This window comes from Bacillus cihuensis (genome assembly GCF_000504145.1).
Lineage (GTDB): Bacteria > Bacillota > Bacilli > Bacillales > DSM-1321 > Peribacillus > Peribacillus huizhouensis.
The window spans coordinates 1,119,414-1,139,013 of sequence record NZ_KI632495.1 but is presented as its reverse complement, the minus strand read 5'-3'; the positions used below and the strand labels follow the sequence as shown (position 1 = coordinate 1,139,013).

Here is a 19,600-nt window from a genome sequence, read left to right as displayed (position 1 = left end):
GATGGAATCGATTGACATCAAAACACCATCCAAGCAGTACCCTGTTTTTTTAGGAACACAAGTAATTGAGCAACTACCATTTTTTATAGAAAAAAATTATTCGGATATTACGAAAATATTGATTATCAGTGATGAAAAAGTAGCAAGCATTCATTTGCATACAGTGAAGGAATTGGTAGAAAAAACAGGAAAACAAGTATTGGAATATATTGTTCCTGAAGGAGAACATGCTAAGACATTTGATGTCTTTTATCAATGCCAAAGCTTTGCGCTTGCGAATGGGTTAAATAGAAAATCGATGATACTAGCTTTGGGTGGCGGAGCTGTCGGTGATGTTGCTGGATTCGTTGCAGCGACATTTATGAGAGGGATTCCGTTTATCCAACTTCCTACGACATTGCTTGCTCATGATAGCGCAGTTGGTGGCAAAGTTGCGATCAATCATCCTGAAGGAAAGAATATGATTGGTGCTTTTTATCAGCCGGAAGCTGTTTTTTATGAATTATCTTTTTTACATACGTTACCAGAGAAGGAAATTCGATCAGGTTTCGCAGAGGTCATTAAACACGCACTGATTCAAGATCTGGATTTTTACAAATGGCTAATTTCTGAAATTCAAGATTTAACGGCAATCACAGATGAACAATATCTTTATATGATCAAAAGAGGCATTGAAATTAAAGCATCGATTGTCCAAGAAGATGAGAAGGAAACTGGAGTACGAGCTTATTTGAATTTCGGGCATACATTAGGTCATGCTGTGGAAGGATTACTAGGTTACGGAAATTTCACGCATGGTGAAGCTGTTTTAATTGGCTGTGTGTACGCTTTGAAACTTAGTCAACACCATGTGAGATTAGACTTTGATGTAGTCGAATTTACGAAATGGGTCCAATCATTAGGCTACAAAACCTTCATTCCTAAGCAGCTGGATCATGCATCATTAATTCAGAAAATGAAAAAAGATAAAAAAACGATTTCCGATACGATAACATTTGTATTGTTAAACGAGGTAGGATCTCCAGTATTAGTAGAAATCGAAGACGGCCACATTATGAAGCAGATTGAAGAGATGGTATAAAGAATAAACAGAAAAATAAACAACTGAGGAGTGAACGACCATGATAAGAGGGGTTAGGGGAGCTACGACAGTTCTACACGATGAAGAAAAAGAAATTATAGTAGCAGTGGAAACACTTCTAACTGAAATGATTCAGAAAAATGAGATTCATCCTGAAAAAGTAGCGTCCGTTTTCGTATCGGTTACAAAGGAGTTGCAGTCAACTTTTCCGTCAAAAGCGCTTAGAAATATTGAAGGGTGGAAATACGTTCCAGTTGTTTGCATGCAGGAAATACCAGTTGAAGGATCGCTTCCATACTGTATTAGAATAATGTTGCATCTAAATACTGATAAATCGCAGCAAGAAATTGAGCACGTATACCATGGGGAAGCTATTGCATTACGTCCTGATTTAAAGAATTAATATGCTCATATAAACGGAGGCATAAGAATTTCTATATAAAAAAATGAGGTGTAAGATTATGAAATGGAATCAATCGGTATTATCATTAAAACCATATCAACCGGGAAAATCAACTGATGCAGTAAGAAGAGAATATGGTCTGGATGAAATTGTGAAGCTTGCTTCTAATGAAAATCCATTTGGTTGTTCCAAAAGAGTAAAACAAGTATTGTCCGAATTCGCTTCATCATTAGCAATATATCCGGATGGCTATGCGACTGCGCTTCGAGAAGCAGTGGCTAAACACACAGGCGTTAACGAAACACAGCTGATTTTCGGGAATGGTTCAGATGAAAATATTCAAATCATTTCAAGGAGTTTGTTAAGTGAAGGAAAGAATACAGTAATGGCAACACCTACATTCTCCCAATACAAGCATAACGCTGTCTTGGAACATGCTGAAATTCGTGAAATTCCTTTAATAAACGGGGATCACGATTTAGAAGGCATGCTTAGTGCAATTGACGAAAATACGGCAGTTGTATGGCTGTGTACACCTAATAACCCAACAGGTACATATATTGGTGAAAAGCAGCTTCGTGAATTCATTGAGAAAGTTCCTGGAGATGTTCTTGTTGTCTTGGATGAAGCATATGCAGAATATGTTGTGGCAGAAGATTATCCGAAGACGAATGCATGGCCAAGTATATACAAAAACTTAATCATTTTACGTACATTTTCAAAGGCGTACGGAATAGCGAGTATGAGGATTGGTTATGGTATAGCAGATGAAGATATCATACAGAAGTTAGATCCTGCAAGACAACCTTTCAACGCAAACACATTAGGTCAAGCCGCTGCAATTGCCGCTCTTTCTGATCAAGACTTTATTTTGCACTGTAGCAAAGAAAATCGCAAAGGTCTTGCTCAATATATAAGCTTTTGTGAATCCGAAAACTTATCTTTTTACCCACCACAAGGGAATTTCATATTAATTGATTTTAAAGTGGATGCTGACCTACTTTTCCAACATTTATTAGAGCGCGGTTTTATCGTACGTTCTGGAAAATTCCTTGGTTTCCCTACTTGTCTGAGAATTACAGTCGGCACGCAAGAACAAAATGAGGGAATGATTGCTGTTCTAAAAGAATTTACTGCCTCACAAGCAGCCGTTCTAGGCAAGAATAATTAAGCGAATAATTGACATGAATGAATAGAAAAGGTGGGCACTGTGCCATAACGAAAAGATGGTAAGGCTCACCTTTTTTATAACATGCTTTTTGAAATGGAAGATTGGATTTTAAAGAATGAAGCAGGTGGTATGAATGAACGGAAATGTATGTGTTATCGGGCTTGGTTTAATAGGTGGATCGCTTTCGATGGCAATTAAACATGAACATCCGGAAGTAAATATTATTGGTTATGACCGTGATGATAACAACGCTCATTTGGCAAAGATTTTGGGAATTATTGATGAAATGACCCCATCAATTGAAATGGGCGTACAAGAAGCTGACCTAATAATTCTCGCCGTTCCCGTCAATGAAACGGAGCGAATTATTGCTGAACTGGCAAATATGAATTTGAAACAGGACTGTATTGTGACCGATGCTGGTAGCACTAAAGGTTCGGTTACAAAAGCGGCAAAAAAACTGCTTGATATGGGAATTACATTTATTGGGGGACATCCGATGGCCGGTTCCCATAAAAGTGGTGCTGGAGCTGCCAAGCTTCAATTATTCGAGAATGCCTTTTATTTATTAACACCGACGGAGGAGATTCTTGATGCGGATATTAATAGGCTCAAGATCTGGTTAAAAGGTACAAAAGCAAACTTCTTACTAGTAACACCGGAAAACCACGATTTATTAACAGGAGTTATCAGTCATTTTCCACATATTATTGCTTCAGGGCTTGTCAAACAAGCAGAACATTACAGTGAGAGAAATCCGCTAGTTTCACGTTTAGCGGCAGGGGGATTCAGGGATATCACTAGAATCGCGTCAAGCAGTCCGGAAATGTGGCGGGATATTCTTCTTCATAATAAAACCGTATTAATTGAATTAATGGATAACTGGATCGATGAAATGGTTCAAGTGAAAGACTTGATCGCTGCTGCGGATCGTGTAGGAATTTATCAATTTTTCCAGGAAGCCAAAGAGTTTCGCGATGATCTCCCTGTCCATGGAAAAGGGGCGATCCCCGCTTATTATGACTTATATATTGATGTTCCAGACTACCCAGGTGTAATTTCAGAAATTACAGGATATTTTGCGAAAGAAGAGATAAGTATTACCAATATTCGTATTCTCGAAACAAGGGGAGATATTTTTGGTGTCTTGGTCGTTAGCTTCCAAACAGATACTGACCGAACAAAAGCAGCTGCATGTATAAAAAAATATACTAGTTTTGATACGATTCTTGTCTAATGTCAAATAATTACAAAGGAGACCTATTGATGGATACACAAACTTTACAAACAAACATTGCTTCGCTTAAAGGAACCATTTCTATACCTGGGGATAAATCCATTTCACATCGCTCGATCATGTTTGGGGCTTTGGCCGAAGGGGTTACCAAAATTGAAAACTTTCTCCCTGGTGCCGATTGTATTAGTACGATCGATTGCTTTTCTAAATTAGGTGTTAGCATTCAACAGCATGGTGACAAAGTTGAAGTAACCGGTAAAGGTTTTTCAGGATTAAAAGCACCAAACGAAGTACTTGATGTTGGTAATTCCGGTACAACGATTCGACTAATGCTAGGGATATTGGCAGGTCAGTCATTTCAGGCTGAGTTAATTGGCGATGATTCAATTGGGAAGCGGCCCATGACTCGAGTGGTGAATCCCTTGAAACAAATGGGGGCAGATATTGAAGGGAGGAATAATGGAGAATTTACGCCACTTTCAGTTAACGGTAGTAAACTTAAAGGAATTAGATATGAGCTACCAGTAGCAAGCGCCCAGGTGAAGTCTGCAATCCTTTTAGCTGGCCTTCAAGCAGATGGAACGACAATCATTGTTGAACCTGAAAAAACACGTGATCACACTGAAAGAATGATTGTTCAGTTTGGCGGTAAGGTGGAGAGAAAGGGAAATGAGATAAGCGTTGAAGGCGGTCAAAGATTTCAAGGCACTTCGATTTATGTTCCTGGCGATATATCTTCTGCAGCCTTTTTCATGGTGGCCGCTGCTATTACACCTAATAGTGAAGTGAAGCTATTAAACGTAGGCTTAAATCCTACCCGTACCGGAATTATTGATGTGCTAGAAAGAATGGGTGCAGATATCGAGATTGAACGTGTAAATGAAAATGGAGAGCCGTATGGTCATATCACAGTACGATCATCTAAGCTTAACGCTATTACGATTGAAGGTGATTTAATCCCACGTTTGATCGATGAAATTCCTGTTATTACACTGTTAGCGATTAATGCTGAAGGAACAACTGTAATTAAGGACGCGGCCGAATTAAAAGTAAAAGAAACGAACAGAATTGATACAGTTGCAGACGAGCTATCTCGACTTGGAGCTGAAATCAAGCCAACGGAAGACGGCTTAGTTATTAAAGGAGGTACACCTTTACATGGTGGTCAAGTTTCGAGTCATGGAGACCACCGCATTGGCATGATGCTCGCTATTGCAGGTTTAATTGCAAATGAAGAAATAATCCTCACTGATTCAAAAGCGATTGAAGTTTCATATCCACAGTTTTTTGACCATTTATCAGCACTAATAAAGTAAAACTTCAATTAGTGTAGTGCTTTACATCCAGTGCTAATTGTTAGTCCAGTTCTAGTGTCGTAAATACCTCCGAGAAGCGTAGGTAAAGCGACACTATGAACAAGGGTTCAAAGAACACAGACTATGTACGCTGCGTCTTTCGTCTGTGTGACCGACAACCTGTGGGCGCAAACTTACCTTTGAAAACCAAAAAGGTAAATTTTACTGTACCTTTTTCAATCGGCTTTTATGGCAAGTTTCACTATCTATGCTTCTGCGATTCCTCTAAGGTTTAAAGTTGGGGGCTTGACTGTCCGTTCAAGCTGGACAAAATAAGTAATCGTGATGATTCAACCTAATAGGCCTTCAAAATGAAGAAGGTCATAAAATTGGGGTGAATCATCTTTTTTTAAACCTATCTTTATTTCAACGAACATAACTCTAGCCTCCTATTCATAAGCTGATCATAAGACAAGACTTGGGAGGGGTTGCATGTCGAATTATATCATGGATCATGTAAAGCTGTTTCAAAATGACGAAATATCCATCAAGTCTATTGTAGTGAAAGGAAATAAAGTAGATTCTATTCATAACTCCGTCAATCAATTGCGTATGATGAAACAAAATCTTGATAATTTTATAATGAGCCCTATTACAACGACAGTCTTTAATGAGTTAAATTTGCCCGCAAAACTTTCACTTTATGAACAGCATGTGTTAAAAGGAATTGGGGTGATTTTGATTCCTGTAACGATTGCCTATGAATATCGTCTCACTTCTCGTCTAGAAGAAATACGCAAACTTATGAAAGTCTCACCTCTTGATTATCTACTTGCAATCAAAGTTTCCCAAAAAATAGTATCCCCTAAGCTAATGCAACGTTGTAAAAAAGAACGGATCCCCGCTGTATTTGTAGAAATTACGGATTTAGATGAATTAACGCAGCTTCCGTGGAGCTGGATCCGTCAATATTCATTTCCATTCAATCCAACTTTTATCCCCATATTCAGATTAGAAACTGCAATTGAAAAAGCAAAAGAAATTTGGAGTAAAATTATGATCGATGCTAAACTTTCACATAGTAAAGAGCCGCTTATTGAAGGTGCTCCAATTGCAAACCAGACATTAAAAAAAATAGGTCTGTACCCGATTAAAGGATATTTACGTAATAATGGAGAATTAAGTTATAACCTATTCCACTCTTCGCACATTGCAAGTGACTTCAATGGAATTTCTGAAGGGGAATATGATAAACTGATTGTCACCATGTTAAAAGGAAAGGTTGTTAGGGCAGGGACAAGAATATCCCTTTCCGAGACAGAAGGATCTGAAATAAAAATCAAGATTCCTGGATTTTTAATTTGAAGAAATTGTTTGCAGGGGGAAATCTTAATTATGAACACAATTGAAAAAGTGCTCAGCAATCTAAAAAAAGGCGAATTAGAAGAAGCATTTCTACATATAAATCGAATAAAATCATCTGAAGCAATTGAAGAGATGCTCCTTTTAGCGGAGGAATTATTACAACTAGGTTTTATGGAGCAAGCAAAGGATTTATACGAACATTTACTTAAGCTGTTCCCTAATGAAGGAGAGCTACTCGTTACACTCGCTGAAATTCTCGTTGATATGGATCGAGAAGAAGAGGCATTCCTGCTGCTTGAAAAAATAAGCGAGTCAGATGACATGTATCCGAGTGCCCTGCTCCTTTTAGCGGATTTATATCAAATGCAGGGAATGGATGAGGTCAGTGAACAAAAGCTTAAACAAGCAAAGGAACTGCTACCGACAGAACCATTAATTGATTATGCTTTAGGAGAACTGTATTACCAGCAAGGGAAGGATCATGCTGCTATAGGGAAGTTCAAAGAGGTGCTTATGCAGCAGAAGGAAATTGGTGGGGTTAATATTAACCAGCGCTTAGCACAGTCTTTAAGTAATTTGGGTGAGTTTGAAGAAGCCATTCCTTTTTTTGAGAAGGCGTTGGAAGACAAACTCGAAATCAACACATTATTTGAATATGCATTAACTGCCTACCAAGCACAAATGTTCGAAACGGCAATTCAAAGATTTACTGAGCTCAAAGAATTAGACCCAGAGTATCATTCCCTATATTTGTATCTGGCCAAGTCTTATGAAAGTCTTGAACGTCTGGATGAAGCCTTAGAAACGGTAAGGGAGGGGATTCATAAGGATGAATTTAACAAAGAGTTGAATCTTTTCGGGGGTAAAATTGCATTGAAAAAAAATCTGACTGATGAGGCAGAATTGTTTTTCAGAGAAGCTCTTGCCATTGATCCGGGTTATTTAGAGGCCACACTTACATTAATTAAGTTGTTGATGCATGAAGAGAAGTATGAGGATATTATTGAAACAATTGAAAGCGTTAGGAAATATGGTGAGGATGATCCGCAATTTGAATGGATGCTTGCTGTGAGTCTACAAAAAAACGAACGTTATAATGAAGCATTAGCAAGTTTCAAAAAGTCGTATGAATTTTTTGCAAATAACCAAGATTTTTTAGAAGATTACGGATTCTTTTTAATTGAAGAAGGAGACAGAGCTACCTCTAGAGAAATATTTAATAAGCTTCTCGAGCTGGATCCGGCAAATGATGAATATGTGCTGATTTTGGATCGATTAGCTGAGGAATAAAATAGGTATAGGATGCTGATTGATACAATATCTGTACAGAGGAGGGAACTTATGGTGGCAGCCCCTGTATCTGTTAACGAAAAGAAAGACTTTATTCGCTGGTTCTTAAATCATTATCAGTTGAAGCGCAGGGAATGTGTATGGATTTTAAATTATTTAATGAGCCATGATCAATTAATGAAAAAGGTTCATTTTGTGGAAAGTGCTCAATATTGCCCACGAGGTTTAATTATGTCAACGCATTGTGTGGATGAGGCACCATTCCGATTTTATAAATCCAATATCATGACAACTGACGCAGAGAAGTCGTTTCATGATATTCGCCTGAATCGGGATGAAGATATCTATATCCAATTAAATTTTAAATCAGCTTACTCATCCTACCACTATGCTGCGGTTTTAGAAGAAAATCCATTTATGCCAAAAAGTACAGGAAGTAATGAGAGAGATAAACTCATGGCAGAGAGGTTTCTAGAAAATTCGTTGGCGACATTCCAGAAAGAGCGGATCTTGAAAGCGATCGATAAGGCACTAGACCAAAATGATAAAGAATCTTTTTATTCTTTAACAGAAGAACTGAATAAGCTGTAATGCGATGTTTCAATTAAGTTATGTTTATCATTATTTGTGTTTAGCTATTTAAAATAACTTTTCAAGTTAATTGAGGGACATGTGAAATCACTTTCCACACTAATTAGTTTAAATCCTTTTTAGCATCAATTATGTATAACATAGCCTTCAACTAAAAAGAAAGAAGTTCTCTAAAAAAAGGGCCTGACCTTACAATCTATATATCGTTTATTGTGTCAAGTACACGCTGATAGACGAGATATAGAAGTTGTGTGGTCTGGCCTTTTTAATATGGGACAGCCTATTTTTCTTTGAAAACGCTAAAAACTTTAAATTGGGATTGTGTAATATGATAATTACCAACTCCGGCTGATGTGAGATTTCGAGCATGCCATCATTTATAATTCGAGAAAGTTTAAATATGCCAAGATAGGATTAGATGTTCTAAAGTCAAATTTATACAAATTCTAATTAATGAATATTTTGTTAAAAAGAAGGATTACTGGTAATGATATATGAAACAAGACTTAATCATGATAAAATAATAAGGAGTTGATTGATAATTGTAAGGAGTGAGTAAGTTGAAATGGACTTTTAAAGAAACTGGGATGTATGAAGAGTCGAAGGAATATGTCGACAGTTTAATCATTCCTGTGAATCCGATTACATTCGGAGCGCAGATGAAACAATTTTCATCCATGCATGAATTTATGACAATTTTAACGATGGAAGTAGAGAAGCAATTGAAAGGAAGACTTCTATTAATGCCAGCGTTAACATACTGGTCAGAAGGTCAAGAGAAAGCGGGTCTTATAGATATTTGGAAAGTAAAATTGGCGGAAGCGGAATTCAAACATATTTTTTGGATTACATCGGACAGTGAGTGGAAAAGATATGAAGATAAGCTTCCAGGTACACTTTTATGGATACCCGCAATTGGGCTCGAATATTTGGAAGAAGGTCAAGCAAGGCAGATGATGAATGATCAAGTGCGCCAAATTATTGATATGCTTACCCAAAGCTGGAATAAATAGCATTGGTTACATAGGTAATATACCACATTGTTGCCATCATTTAGGACCATCATATATTGACCTTGACGGAATATTGAGATATCATTGTAATGTCCTAGTTTTATAGTGTTGCTATTTATTGGTTAATTGGTTCAGAATAGTAATAGAGGGGGGGAAAAGCATGAGTAAGCGTAATGTTTCACGACGTCAATTCCTTAATTACACTCTTACAGGTGTAGGCGGTTTCATGGCTGCAGGAATATTAATGCCAATGGTTCGATTCGCGATTGATCCAGTGTTAAAAGCGAGTGCATCGGGGGGGTATGTAGCAACAAGTCAGAAAGTTTCGGAATTGACAGCGGAACCAATCCGAGTTGATTACACATTCGATCAAATCGATGGTTGGTATGAGTCTCAGGTGACGAATACGGCATGGGTATATAAAGCAGATGATGGTAAAATCGTTGCTTTATCACCTGTATGTAAGCATTTAGGATGTACTGTTGCTTGGAATACAGACAAAGAACATCCGGAACAATTTTTCTGCCCTTGTCACATGGGTAGATATACAAAAGACGGGGTAAACGTACCAGGTACTCCACCGATCAAACCGCTTGATGTTTATGAAACGCAGGAAAAAGACGGAATCCTTTATTTAGGGCTATTAAAACCGCATGAGGGGGCGTAATCATTGTTTAACAAGATTTATGATTGGGTTGACGAACGTTTAGACATTGCGCCCATTTGGCGGGATATTGCCGACCATGAGGTTCCTGAACACGTAAACCCTGCACACCATTTTTCAGCTTTTGTATATTGTTTTGGGGGATTAACTTTCTTCATTACTGTTATCCAAATTCTTTCAGGTATGTTCTTAACCATGTACTATGTACCTGATATTGTAAATGCATGGGAGTCTGTTTACTACTTACAAAATGAAGTGGCATTTGGACAAATTGTACGAGGAATGCATCACTGGGGAGCAAGTCTAGTTATCGTAATGATGTTTTTACATACTCTACGGGTCTTCTTTCAGGGAGCTTATAAAAAACCGCGTGAGCTTAACTGGGTTGTAGGAGTACTAATTTTCTTTGTCATGTTAGCTTTGGGCTTGACTGGTTATTTATTACCTTGGGATATGAAAGCGGTTTTTGCTACAAAAGTTACATTAACAATCGCCGACTCTGTTCCATTGATTGGTCCGGCTATTAAAACGTTAATTGCTGGAGATCCGACGATTATTGGTGCACAGACATTAACTCGTTTCTTTGCAATTCATGTTTTCTTCTTACCAGCTGCACTTTTGGGGTTAATCGCAGCTCACTTTATAATGATCAGAAAACAAGGAATTTCAGGTCCGTTGTAAGAAATCTGGAAGTACTATATCTAGTTGCTTTAACTGGACAAGCTTCTGATTCAAAGAAGTTGAAGGACATAGAAACATTTTATCCAGTAACCTAAATAATAACCTTTTCATAAAGGAGGGGGATTGTTCAATGCATCGTGGAAAAGGTATGAAATTCGTAGGTGATTCTCGAATCTCAGCGAATAGTAAACCGTTTATTCCGAAAGATTATTCGGAATATCCAGGTAAAACTGAAGCGTTTTGGCCGAATTTCTTATTAAAAGAATGGCTAGTTGGAGCAGTATTCCTTGTTGGGTTCCTTTGCTTGACAGCAGCACATCCATCGCCGCTTGAAAGAATTGCCGACCCAACAGATACTGCATATATTCCGCTTCCTGACTGGTATTTCTTATTTCTTTACCAGTTACTGAAGTATACGTATGCGTCAGGTCCGTATAATATTGTTGGATCAATCATTATTCCAACACTTGCATTTGGAGGACTATTGCTTGCACCGTTCCTTGATCGTGGTCCAGAGCGTCGTCCCATGAAACGTCCATTTGCAACTGGCTTCATGCTACTAGCAATCGCGGGAGTTGTCTTCTTGACTTGGCAATCTGTTTATTATCATGACTGGGATAAGCAAGCTCAACAAGGGAAGATTGTTGAAGGCGTGGCAATTGATAAAGAGGATGCTGGATACAAAGCCCTTGAGGCAAACACTTGTCTTTCATGCCATGGTGCTGAATTAACAGGTGGAGCAGGTCCGGCTCTTATCGATACAGGACATACTGCTGATGAAATTAAAGATATTGCCAAAAATGGTACTGGTGGAATGCCTGCTGGTATTTTTAAAGGTTCTGATGAAGAACTTGATGCTCTTGCTGAATTTCTTGTGAAATTATCAGCTAAATAATGTATGAAGAAAGAGGATATCCCATAAGTAAAGGGTAGGTCCAGCAACCATTACATACAGTTTAGTATAAGTGTAAGTAGCACAGTAAACTGTATGGTGGTAGCTCGGCCAGACCCTTATCAGGGACATCCTCTTTTTTCTATTTCATTTTTAAGCTTATTATATTATCCCCCATATACGGAAGGTCAAGACCCCCACTTGAAGAAAGGTAAGAATAAATTACCTGTTAAACCAGATTTGTGAGATACTGTGAAACATACCATTGTGGTTTTTTAAGGTTGCGTTCACCGGATGTGGGTCACAATGACGGAAGACTAAAGGATACGCGTGTTTAGTCTTTGTTTCATTGAAACTTATCCTCGTAATATCGCTTTATCTATGCGGAGTGAAAGTATTGGCGATACTTGAATGGGAATAACAATAAGTGAGGGCGAGGAGCACTTCACTGATTGAAGTTTTACTTTATTAAGAAAGAGGTACAAATATGAGCATGTTCTATCCGTATTTGGCAAATAGAAAGTTTATCTTACTTTTACTAATCATTAATATATTCGGAACCATATATGGTTATATATGGTATGGAAGTCAACTTGCGGTTACTCCAGTCATTTTTCTTCCTTTCGTTCCGGATAGTCCAACTGCTTCTTTGTTTTTTGTCTTCGTTTTACTCGCATTTTTACTGAAAAAAAACTGGGGACTTGTAGAAGCACTTGCGATTATGACGCTTTTTAAATATGGAATGTGGGCAGTGGTAATGAATATACTGACATTATTTACGACAGGAGAACTTGCTTGGCAAGGTTATATGCTAATAGCGTCTCATTTAGGAATGGCGATTCAAGGGATTTTGTATTCTCCATTTTATCGAATCAAGCCATGGCAGTTCATTATCGCAGCAATTTGGACTTTACATAATGATATTATTGATTATGTTTTTAATATGATGCCGGTTTATCGAGACTTGCTTGTATATATGCATGAAATAGGCTATTTTACTTTCTGGCTCAGTTTGATATCTATAAGTATTGCCTACTATTTTGGATATAGAGAAAAAAGATTTACGTTATCCCTTTGAAATTTTTATGAAACATTGGTCTACTCCAACTTTCCTTCTCATATTGATTAGTAGAGAAATAAGGAGGGACAAGGAGTATGGTGAAAAAAATCCTGGTGCTTGCACTACTGCTAATAATCACTGTTTCTTTTTATCAAGTTCGTGCTGAGCCTTCTGAAAGTATGAGGCAGTTGGATTCCATCTCCGACGAGGCACTCAGACTTGTGGAAATGAAACGATATCAAGAAACAGAGAAAGTTCTTCAAAAATTTTCAGAACTTTATCTACTTTCATCTAAAGAAAAAGAAATCTTTAATATGGCTGAATTAAGAGTCGTTACCGTCGCTTATAATGATGCATTAGAGGTAGTTCAAACAATAGAAAAAACAGATTCTGAAAAAATAAATGCAGTAACAAAATTTCGCTTAGTGCTGGATGCTGTCAGTTCGAATAATCAGCCTTTATGGATGGCTTTAGAAGATCCAATCATGGATGCTTTTTATGAAGCCAAAGAAGCGGTCAAAATTGGTGATTCAGAACGATTTAATCAAAAGTTGAATGATTTGTTATTACATTACAATATCATCTATCCGAGTTTAAAAGTTTCGGTGCCTTCTGAGAAACTGCAACAGCTTGATGCTCGTGTAACTTATATGGATCAATATCGTCCAGCAATGTTAACTATGAAGACTAACGAACAAGAATGGGTTGCAATGGAACAAGATTTAAAGTCTTTATTTGATGAACCCAATGAGGATGAAGCAGATCCATCATTATGGTGGGTAATTATATCAACAGGAAGCATTATTATCTTGACATTATCTTATGTAGGCTGGAGAAAATACAAAGGAAATGAGAAGGCAGAAAAACCACGGAAAGATCACAATGTTTGACAGAGATGATTGCTACTTTTACAATTGAAATAATCAATCTTTTAGGAGGAAACAATGTTTTTACTTTACTTTGCGATTATCATCTTAGTCCCGTTATTTGCTCAAATGAAAGTAAAAAGTGCATACAAAAAATATTCTAAAGTATCTGCTTCATCTAGAATGTCGGGAGCAGAAGCTGCTAGATGGATATTGGATTCAAATGGTTTGTATAACGTTACGGTAGAAGAAACTCGAGGGGTTCTTAGTGATCACTATGATCCACGTTCTAAAACAGTTCGACTATCCTCTGATAATTATCACGGTCATTCTGTGGCAGGAGTTGCCATTGCAGCTCATGAGGTTGGTCATGCCATTCAGGATCAGCAGAATTATTCACCGCTTCGTTTACGTCACACATTAGTACCAGTTGCCAATATTGGTTCGAATTTTTCATGGATTTTAATCATTATCGGAATGTTAGCAGGTTTGAGCAACTTCGTCTTACTAGGAATTCTTTTCATGGCAGCGGCTGTTGTATTCCAGATTGTAACACTCCCTGTAGAATATAATGCATCATCTCGTGCGATGGATCAAGTTGTTTCTCTTGGAGTTATCCGTAATGATGAGGAACGAGAAACGAAGAAAGTCTTAAATGCAGCTGCATTAACATATGTTGCAGCCGCCCTCGTAGCTGTACTTGAATTACTGCGACTAGTTCTAATATATACAGGAATGGCTAGAAATGATGAATAGAAAGTGGATATCACAAAAGGGTCAGACCTCGCACACTATACACAAGTATAGAGTAATTGCGGGGTCTGACCCTTTTGCAAAGGGACAGCACCTTTCTTAATTTATAAAATGCAATTATGTATGGTTGTATTATTAATACCCAATCATTGCATTAAAATGAATAATTTGAATTACCGATGGATTGGATTTTTATTCTCATCTAATGTAAATCCTTCGCCAAGTACATCGTGAACTTCGCTGACTGATACGAATGCATGTGGATCTACAGAAGTAATAATGTTCTTTAAACGAACAATTTCCGTTTTTCCAACGACACAATACAGTACTTCTCGATCTTCCTTTGTAAATGAACCATACCCCTTTAGGACGGTAATCCCCCGCTCCATTTCCAACATAATTTTTTCGGCAATTGCTTCATTATTGCTACTTATGATCATCGCGCCTCGAGCAGAATATGCGCCTTCCTGCATAAAGTCTATGACACGAGCAGCAATAAAGACTGCAACGAGAGTGTACATCGCTTCACGATATTCAAGATAGGTTAAAATGGATAGCAGGATAACAACTGCATCAAATAGAAACATCGTTCTGCCCATATTTTGCCCCCAATAGCGATTGGCAAGCCTTGCGATTATATCAACACCTCCAGTTGTTCCTCCATAACGAAAGATGATGCCAAGACCTACACCGATAAAAACACCGGCAAATAAAGCAACAAGCATTAAATCATTTCCGAGAGTTAGTTTAATTTCATTTCTTTCAAAAAACCAAAGCCAGAAGGATACGCCAACTGTGCCAATAATTGTATACAGAAACGTGGTTCGACCGAGAAATTTCCAGCCAATGAAAAATAATGGTACATTTAAAATTAGGTTTGTATAGGCTGGGTTAATATTGGCTAATTGATATATAATCAATGTAAGTCCTGTGAAACCGCCTTCAGCTAAGTTATTTTGCATATTAAAGTGTACGAGACCAAAACCAAAAATAGCCGCGCCTAATAGTATGAACAAAATATTTTTAAATCTCAAACCGTATATCAAGCGTTTGCCCTCCAATATCAATTATAATAAAGTGAACCCGATTCAATTAATCACAGACTAAGTACGCCAGGTCCTTTTAGTATTTCGTCTGTGTGACCCACATCCTGTGGGCGCAAACTATACCTCTGCGTAAGATAAGTTTTACTGTATCTCACCAATCGGGCTTATACGTCAAAAAGTGAGGCGACTGCTTTAAGGATCGTCTACTAAGATCGCTCACTTCCTGTGGGCAAGGTAGACGCCATCACATCCTGTGATAATCAATGAGCATAGACGGGATACGGCATGGCGTAGTTTGCCACAGAGTATTACAGCTTATGACCTTGAACAGGGCTAGGAGCCGCAACTAGAATAGGCAGTTATACCCCATCTACGATTCTTCGGTTCCTCTAAGCCTAAGGTAGGGGGACTGCCCGTAAATGAGGGTTAAAGTGAATCTTACTCAGAATATGCTTTGAATCCTCTTAAACTAGATTAGTTTGTTTAAGAGTGCTCTTTATTATATCGAATTCTTATGTTAGTTACAAACATTGGAAAATTATCGAAAATCTTGTCATATAAGTGACTTTTGGCTAACATGGATAGAGAATACTGATAAAGTTGTTAAAACTCCAAAAAATTTCAGCGTAAAAGAAAAATATTTTCTTTAGGCATTAGTAAGCACAGAAGATTTTGAACATGTCAAATTTGACGATTGTTTATGCAAGATACTACTGCCACTCTGAACTGAGATTGATGAGATTAGTTAGAAATAGGTGAGAAAATGGAACAGAAAAAAACAATGCTAGATCTTCAAAACGAAGTAGATCAATACATAAGTCAATTTAAGGAAGGCTATTTTAGCCCTTTAGCCATGTTAGCCAGATTGACAGAGGAACTTGGTGAGCTTTCTCGAGAGGTCAATCATTACTATGGTGAAAAGCCTAAGAAAACGACTGAAAAGGAAAATACTGTAGAAGAAGAAATAGGAGATCTCCTATTTGTCATCATTTGTTTTGCTAATTCATTGAACATTGATTTAGCAAAAGCTCATGATCTTGTCATGCATAAATTTAAAACGCGAGATAAAGACAGATGGACGAAAATTGACGAAGAGGAAAGAGGAGAATAATAGTTATGGAAACAACTCGAATCATTGTGGCAGGACCTCGTGGAAGAATGGGAAGTGAAGCAGTCAAGCTCGTTTTAGAAACAGCGGGCTTTGAATTGGTAGCAGTAATTGACCGAAAACATGATGGGGATAATTTAGGAAATCTTGATGGTTTCCAAGGGATAGATGTACCGATATTCTCAGATATTGAGCATTGTTTTTCCACAATCAAAGCAGATGTATTAATTGATCTAACTACTCCTGAGGTAGGTATGTTACATACAGTTGCCGCTTTAAACCATGGAATTCGTCCAGTAGTTGGAACGACTGGTTTTAGCACAGAAGATTTAGCGAAATTGGAAGAACTAACAGCAGAAAAAGGTCTAGGCTGTATTATTGCTCCGAACTTTGCTGTAGGTGCAGTATTAATGATGAAGTTTTCCCAAATGGCTGCGAAATACTTCTCAGATGTGGAAATTATTGAAATGCATCACGACCGCAAACTCGATGCTCCATCAGGTACAGGGGTAAAAACAGCAGAGATGATTAAAAGTGTTCGTGAACCAAAAATCCAAGGTCATCCTGAAGAGAAGGAAACGTTGAATGGAGCTCGGGGTGCAAACATAGATGGCATGCGTATCCATAGCGTCCGTTTGCCAGGATTGGTTGCTCATCAACAAGTGATGTTCGGTGAAAAAGGTCAAATGTTGACTATTCGCCATGATTCATTCGACCGAGTGTCTTTCATGTCGGGTGTAAAGCTTGCTGTTGAATCTGTTATGAAGTTAGATGTTCTTGTATATGGATTAGAGAATATTATCGAATAATTGAAGGGGAGAATACCGATGAGAATTGCATTAATTGCCCATGATAACAAGAAGGAAGATATGATACGCTTTACAACAGCATATAGAGACATTTTTGAGCAACATGAGTTATACGCTACTGGAACAACTGGTAGCAGAATTAACCAGGAAGTATCACTTCCTGTTCATTGCTTTAATTCGGGACCGCTTGGGGGAGATCAAGAAATCGGCGCACTCGTATCACGTAATGAAATGGATATGATAATCTTCTTTCGTGATCCGCTCACTTCTCAGCCTCATGAACCTGATGTGAATGCCTTAATTAGACTTTGTGATGTATATCAAGTGCCACTGGCAACGAATATGGGAACTGCAGAAGTAATTATTAGAGGACTAAAAGACGGCTATTTAGACTGGAGAAAACTAGACGAAACAAAAGGTGAGTAAAATGGAAAACAATATAGATATATTAGCTTTTGGCGCCCATGCTGATGATGTTGAAATTGGCATGGGAGGTACGCTAGCTAAATTCGCAATGCTTGGAAAAAAGATTGTCATTTGCGATTTAACAAAAGCGGAATTGTCTTCAAATGGGACAGTAGAGTTACGTCAGCAAGAAGCGAAGAAAGCAGCGAAAATCCTCGGAGTTAAGCGAATTTCGCTAGACTTACCAGATCGAGGCTTACAGATGAAAGAAGAATACATACAAGAAATTACGAGTATGATTCGTAAATACCGACCTAGTTTGGTATTTGCGCCCTATTTAGAAGATCGTCATCCTGACCATGGCAATTGCGCACGACTAGTAGAAGAAGCCGCTTTTTCAGCAGGTATCAGAAAATATATGGAAGAAAAAGGTCAGTCTGCCCATAAGATTGCTTCTCTTTATTTTTATATGATTAATGGCTTTCATAAGCCGGATTTTGTCGTTGATGTAACTGCAACGATGGATACAAAGCTTGAAAGTTTACGGGCATATGCAAGTCAATTTCAACAAACGGATACAGCTTTTGACACACCACTTGTAAATGGTTACATCGAAACGGTCGAGGCAAGAGAGCGTCTCTTTGGAAAAGAAGTAGGTGTTACGTATGCGGAAGGGTTTCTCTCGAAAAAACCATTATTACTTTCGGCAGACCTAATAGGAGGATAACATGAAGTTGAAAATTGGTATTACATGTTACCCAACGGTCGGTGGGTCTGGAGTCGTAGCTACTGAACTTGGGAAACTGCTAGCTGAGAAAGGGCATGAAATTCATTTTATTTCATCGAGTCTTCCTTTCCGGTTAAATAGAATGTATCACAATATTTATTATCATCAAGTTGAAGTGAATTCATATTCTGTTTTTCAATATCCACCATATGATTTAGCTTTGGCAAGTAAGATGGCAGAAGTCATCACTCGAGAAAAGTTAGATGTTTTACACGTCCATTATGCAATACCTCATGCCGTCTGTGCGATACTTGCTAAACAAATGGCGTGTCATGATGTAAAAATTGTTACAACATTGCATGGAACTGACATAACAGTCCTAGGGAATGATTCATCCTTAGCTGAGCTTATTAAATTCGGAATCGAAAAATCAGATGTAGTAACGGCCGTATCAGACTCATTATCACATCAAACGAAGGAATTATTAGCTCCAGATAAAGAAATAAGCACGGTTTACAACTTTATTGATGAACGAGTGTACCATAAAACAGATTCTTCTAATCTACGTCATGAATATGAAATAAAAGATGACGAAAAAGTAATCATACATGTGTCGAATTTTAGGGCAGTAAAACGGGTAAAAGATGTGATCCATGCATTTGCTCAAATTAGAAAACAGATTCCTTCTAAGCTCATGCTTGTAGGGGATGGTCCTGAAATGTCAGAAATCATCAAATTGATTAATTGTTTAGGACTAGAAAAAGATGTACTTTTGCTCGGTAAGCAGGATAATCTTAACGAGTTGTATTCGATTAGCGATCTTAACTTATTACTTTCAGAAAAAGAGAGCTTTGGTCTTGTTCTGCTGGAAGGAATGGCTTGCGGGGTTCCTGCCATTGGAACGAATGTAGGGGGCATTCCTGAAGTAATCATAGATGGAGAGACAGGCTTTATATGTCAGGTTGGTGATATTGAAGCGGTTGCGAAAAAGGCGGTTTTACTATTACAAGATGACAAGCTTCACAATCAATTTAGTAAAGCTGGAATAAAGGCAGTCGAAACGAAATTCCACTCCAATACGATCACTAAACAATATGAAGCGATATACACTAAACTGTTAAATCGGTAGGGGGTGACAATCAA

21 protein-coding genes are annotated in these 19,600 nt (G+C 37.9%); 20 read left to right on the top strand and 1 reads right to left on the bottom strand.

Annotation, left to right across the window (positions count from 1 at the left end; translation table 11 throughout):
- Position 1 precedes the first annotated feature (1 nt).
- From aroB to V179_RS0111285, 15 genes are all read left to right on the top strand, one after another.
- Positions 2–1,081: a 3-dehydroquinate synthase gene (aroB, locus tag V179_RS0111360; RefSeq protein WP_028391551.1), complete on the top strand. Its 1,080-nt coding sequence runs from the start codon at positions 2–4 to the stop codon at positions 1,079–1,081.
- A gap of 40 nt (positions 1,082–1,121) precedes the next feature.
- Positions 1,122–1,484, top strand: coding sequence for a chorismate mutase (gene aroH, locus V179_RS0111355; protein ID WP_028391550.1), 363 nt, complete (start codon positions 1,122–1,124; stop codon positions 1,482–1,484).
- A gap of 58 nt (positions 1,485–1,542) precedes the next feature.
- Positions 1,543–2,655, top strand: a complete 1,113-nt coding sequence (gene hisC, locus V179_RS0111350; RefSeq protein ID WP_028391549.1) for a histidinol-phosphate transaminase — start codon at positions 1,543–1,545, stop codon at positions 2,653–2,655.
- Positions 2,656–2,788: 133 nt separating this feature from the next.
- Complete coding sequence (locus tag V179_RS0111345) at positions 2,789–3,892, top strand: prephenate dehydrogenase (protein WP_028391548.1); 1,104 nt, start codon at positions 2,789–2,791, stop codon at positions 3,890–3,892.
- 29 nt (positions 3,893–3,921) lie between these two features.
- Positions 3,922–5,208 carry a 3-phosphoshikimate 1-carboxyvinyltransferase gene (gene aroA / locus V179_RS0111340; RefSeq protein WP_028391547.1) on the top strand — a complete coding sequence of 429 codons (1,287 nt, stop codon included), beginning with the start codon at positions 3,922–3,924 and terminating at the stop codon, positions 5,206–5,208.
- 471 nt (positions 5,209–5,679) lie between these two features.
- On the top strand, positions 5,680–6,552 hold the full coding sequence (locus V179_RS0111330; RefSeq protein ID WP_028391546.1) for a hypothetical protein: 873 nt from the start codon (positions 5,680–5,682) through the stop codon (positions 6,550–6,552).
- 30 nt (positions 6,553–6,582) lie between these two features.
- Positions 6,583–7,842, top strand: a complete 1,260-nt coding sequence (locus V179_RS0111325; RefSeq protein WP_028391545.1) for a tetratricopeptide repeat protein — start codon at positions 6,583–6,585, stop codon at positions 7,840–7,842.
- A 54-nt stretch (positions 7,843–7,896) separates the two neighbouring features.
- Positions 7,897–8,433, top strand: coding sequence for a ReoY family proteolytic degradation factor (locus tag V179_RS0111320; protein ID WP_028391544.1), 537 nt, complete (start codon positions 7,897–7,899; stop codon positions 8,431–8,433).
- A gap of 560 nt (positions 8,434–8,993) precedes the next feature.
- On the top strand, positions 8,994–9,446 hold the full coding sequence (locus V179_RS0111315; protein ID WP_028391543.1) for a YpiF family protein: 453 nt from the start codon (positions 8,994–8,996) through the stop codon (positions 9,444–9,446).
- Between the two features lie 160 nt (positions 9,447–9,606).
- Positions 9,607–10,113 (top strand): QcrA and Rieske domain-containing protein, encoded by a 507-nt coding sequence (locus V179_RS0111310; protein ID WP_028391542.1) that lies wholly within the window; start codon positions 9,607–9,609, stop codon positions 10,111–10,113.
- A 3-nt stretch (positions 10,114–10,116) separates the two neighbouring features.
- Entirely contained in the window at positions 10,117–10,791 is a 675-nt protein-coding gene (qcrB, locus tag V179_RS0111305; protein WP_028391541.1) for a menaquinol-cytochrome c reductase cytochrome b subunit, read from the top strand.
- Between the two features lie 130 nt (positions 10,792–10,921).
- Positions 10,922–11,686: a menaquinol-cytochrome c reductase cytochrome b/c subunit gene (locus V179_RS0111300; RefSeq protein WP_028391540.1), complete on the top strand. Its 765-nt coding sequence runs from the start codon at positions 10,922–10,924 to the stop codon at positions 11,684–11,686.
- Positions 11,687–12,170: 484 nt separating this feature from the next.
- On the top strand, positions 12,171–12,761 hold the full coding sequence (lhaT, locus tag V179_RS0111295) for a lipoprotein heptaprenylglyceryl N-acetyltransferase LhaT (protein WP_028391539.1): 591 nt from the start codon (positions 12,171–12,173) through the stop codon (positions 12,759–12,761).
- A gap of 77 nt (positions 12,762–12,838) precedes the next feature.
- The gene (ypjB, locus tag V179_RS0111290) at positions 12,839–13,633 is read left to right on the top strand and encodes a sporulation protein YpjB (RefSeq protein WP_028391538.1); all 795 of its coding nucleotides are present in this window, start codon (positions 12,839–12,841) and stop codon (positions 13,631–13,633) included.
- 54 nt (positions 13,634–13,687) lie between these two features.
- The gene (locus tag V179_RS0111285; protein WP_028391537.1) at positions 13,688–14,365 is read left to right on the top strand and encodes a zinc metallopeptidase; all 678 of its coding nucleotides are present in this window, start codon (positions 13,688–13,690) and stop codon (positions 14,363–14,365) included.
- A 170-nt stretch (positions 14,366–14,535) separates the two neighbouring features.
- On the opposite strand, the gene V179_RS0111280 is transcribed toward V179_RS0111285, so the two are convergent.
- The gene (locus V179_RS0111280) at positions 14,536–15,408 is read right to left on the bottom strand and encodes a YitT family protein (RefSeq protein ID WP_028391536.1); all 873 of its coding nucleotides are present in this window, start codon (positions 15,406–15,408) and stop codon (positions 14,536–14,538) included.
- 763 nt (positions 15,409–16,171) lie between these two features.
- Between V179_RS0111280 and V179_RS0111275 the strand changes: the two genes are divergently transcribed.
- From V179_RS0111275 to bshA, 5 genes are read left to right on the top strand one after another with little or no spacing between them, the layout of a single operon-like run.
- Positions 16,172–16,519, top strand: coding sequence for a nucleotide pyrophosphohydrolase (locus V179_RS0111275; protein WP_028391535.1), 348 nt, complete (start codon positions 16,172–16,174; stop codon positions 16,517–16,519).
- A gap of 5 nt (positions 16,520–16,524) precedes the next feature.
- A complete protein-coding gene (dapB, locus tag V179_RS0111270; protein ID WP_028391534.1) occupies positions 16,525–17,325 on the top strand; it encodes a 4-hydroxy-tetrahydrodipicolinate reductase in 801 nt (266 codons plus the stop codon).
- Positions 17,326–17,343: 18 nt separating this feature from the next.
- On the top strand, positions 17,344–17,751 hold the full coding sequence (gene mgsA / locus V179_RS0111265; RefSeq protein ID WP_028391533.1) for a methylglyoxal synthase: 408 nt from the start codon (positions 17,344–17,346) through the stop codon (positions 17,749–17,751).
- Between the two features lies 1 nt (position 17,752).
- The gene (bshB1, locus tag V179_RS0111260; RefSeq protein ID WP_028391532.1) at positions 17,753–18,457 is read left to right on the top strand and encodes a bacillithiol biosynthesis deacetylase BshB1; all 705 of its coding nucleotides are present in this window, start codon (positions 17,753–17,755) and stop codon (positions 18,455–18,457) included.
- A 1-nt stretch (position 18,458) separates the two neighbouring features.
- On the top strand, positions 18,459–19,586 hold the full coding sequence (bshA, locus tag V179_RS0111255) for an N-acetyl-alpha-D-glucosaminyl L-malate synthase BshA (protein WP_028391531.1): 1,128 nt from the start codon (positions 18,459–18,461) through the stop codon (positions 19,584–19,586).
- Positions 19,587–19,600: the final 14 nt, after the last annotated feature.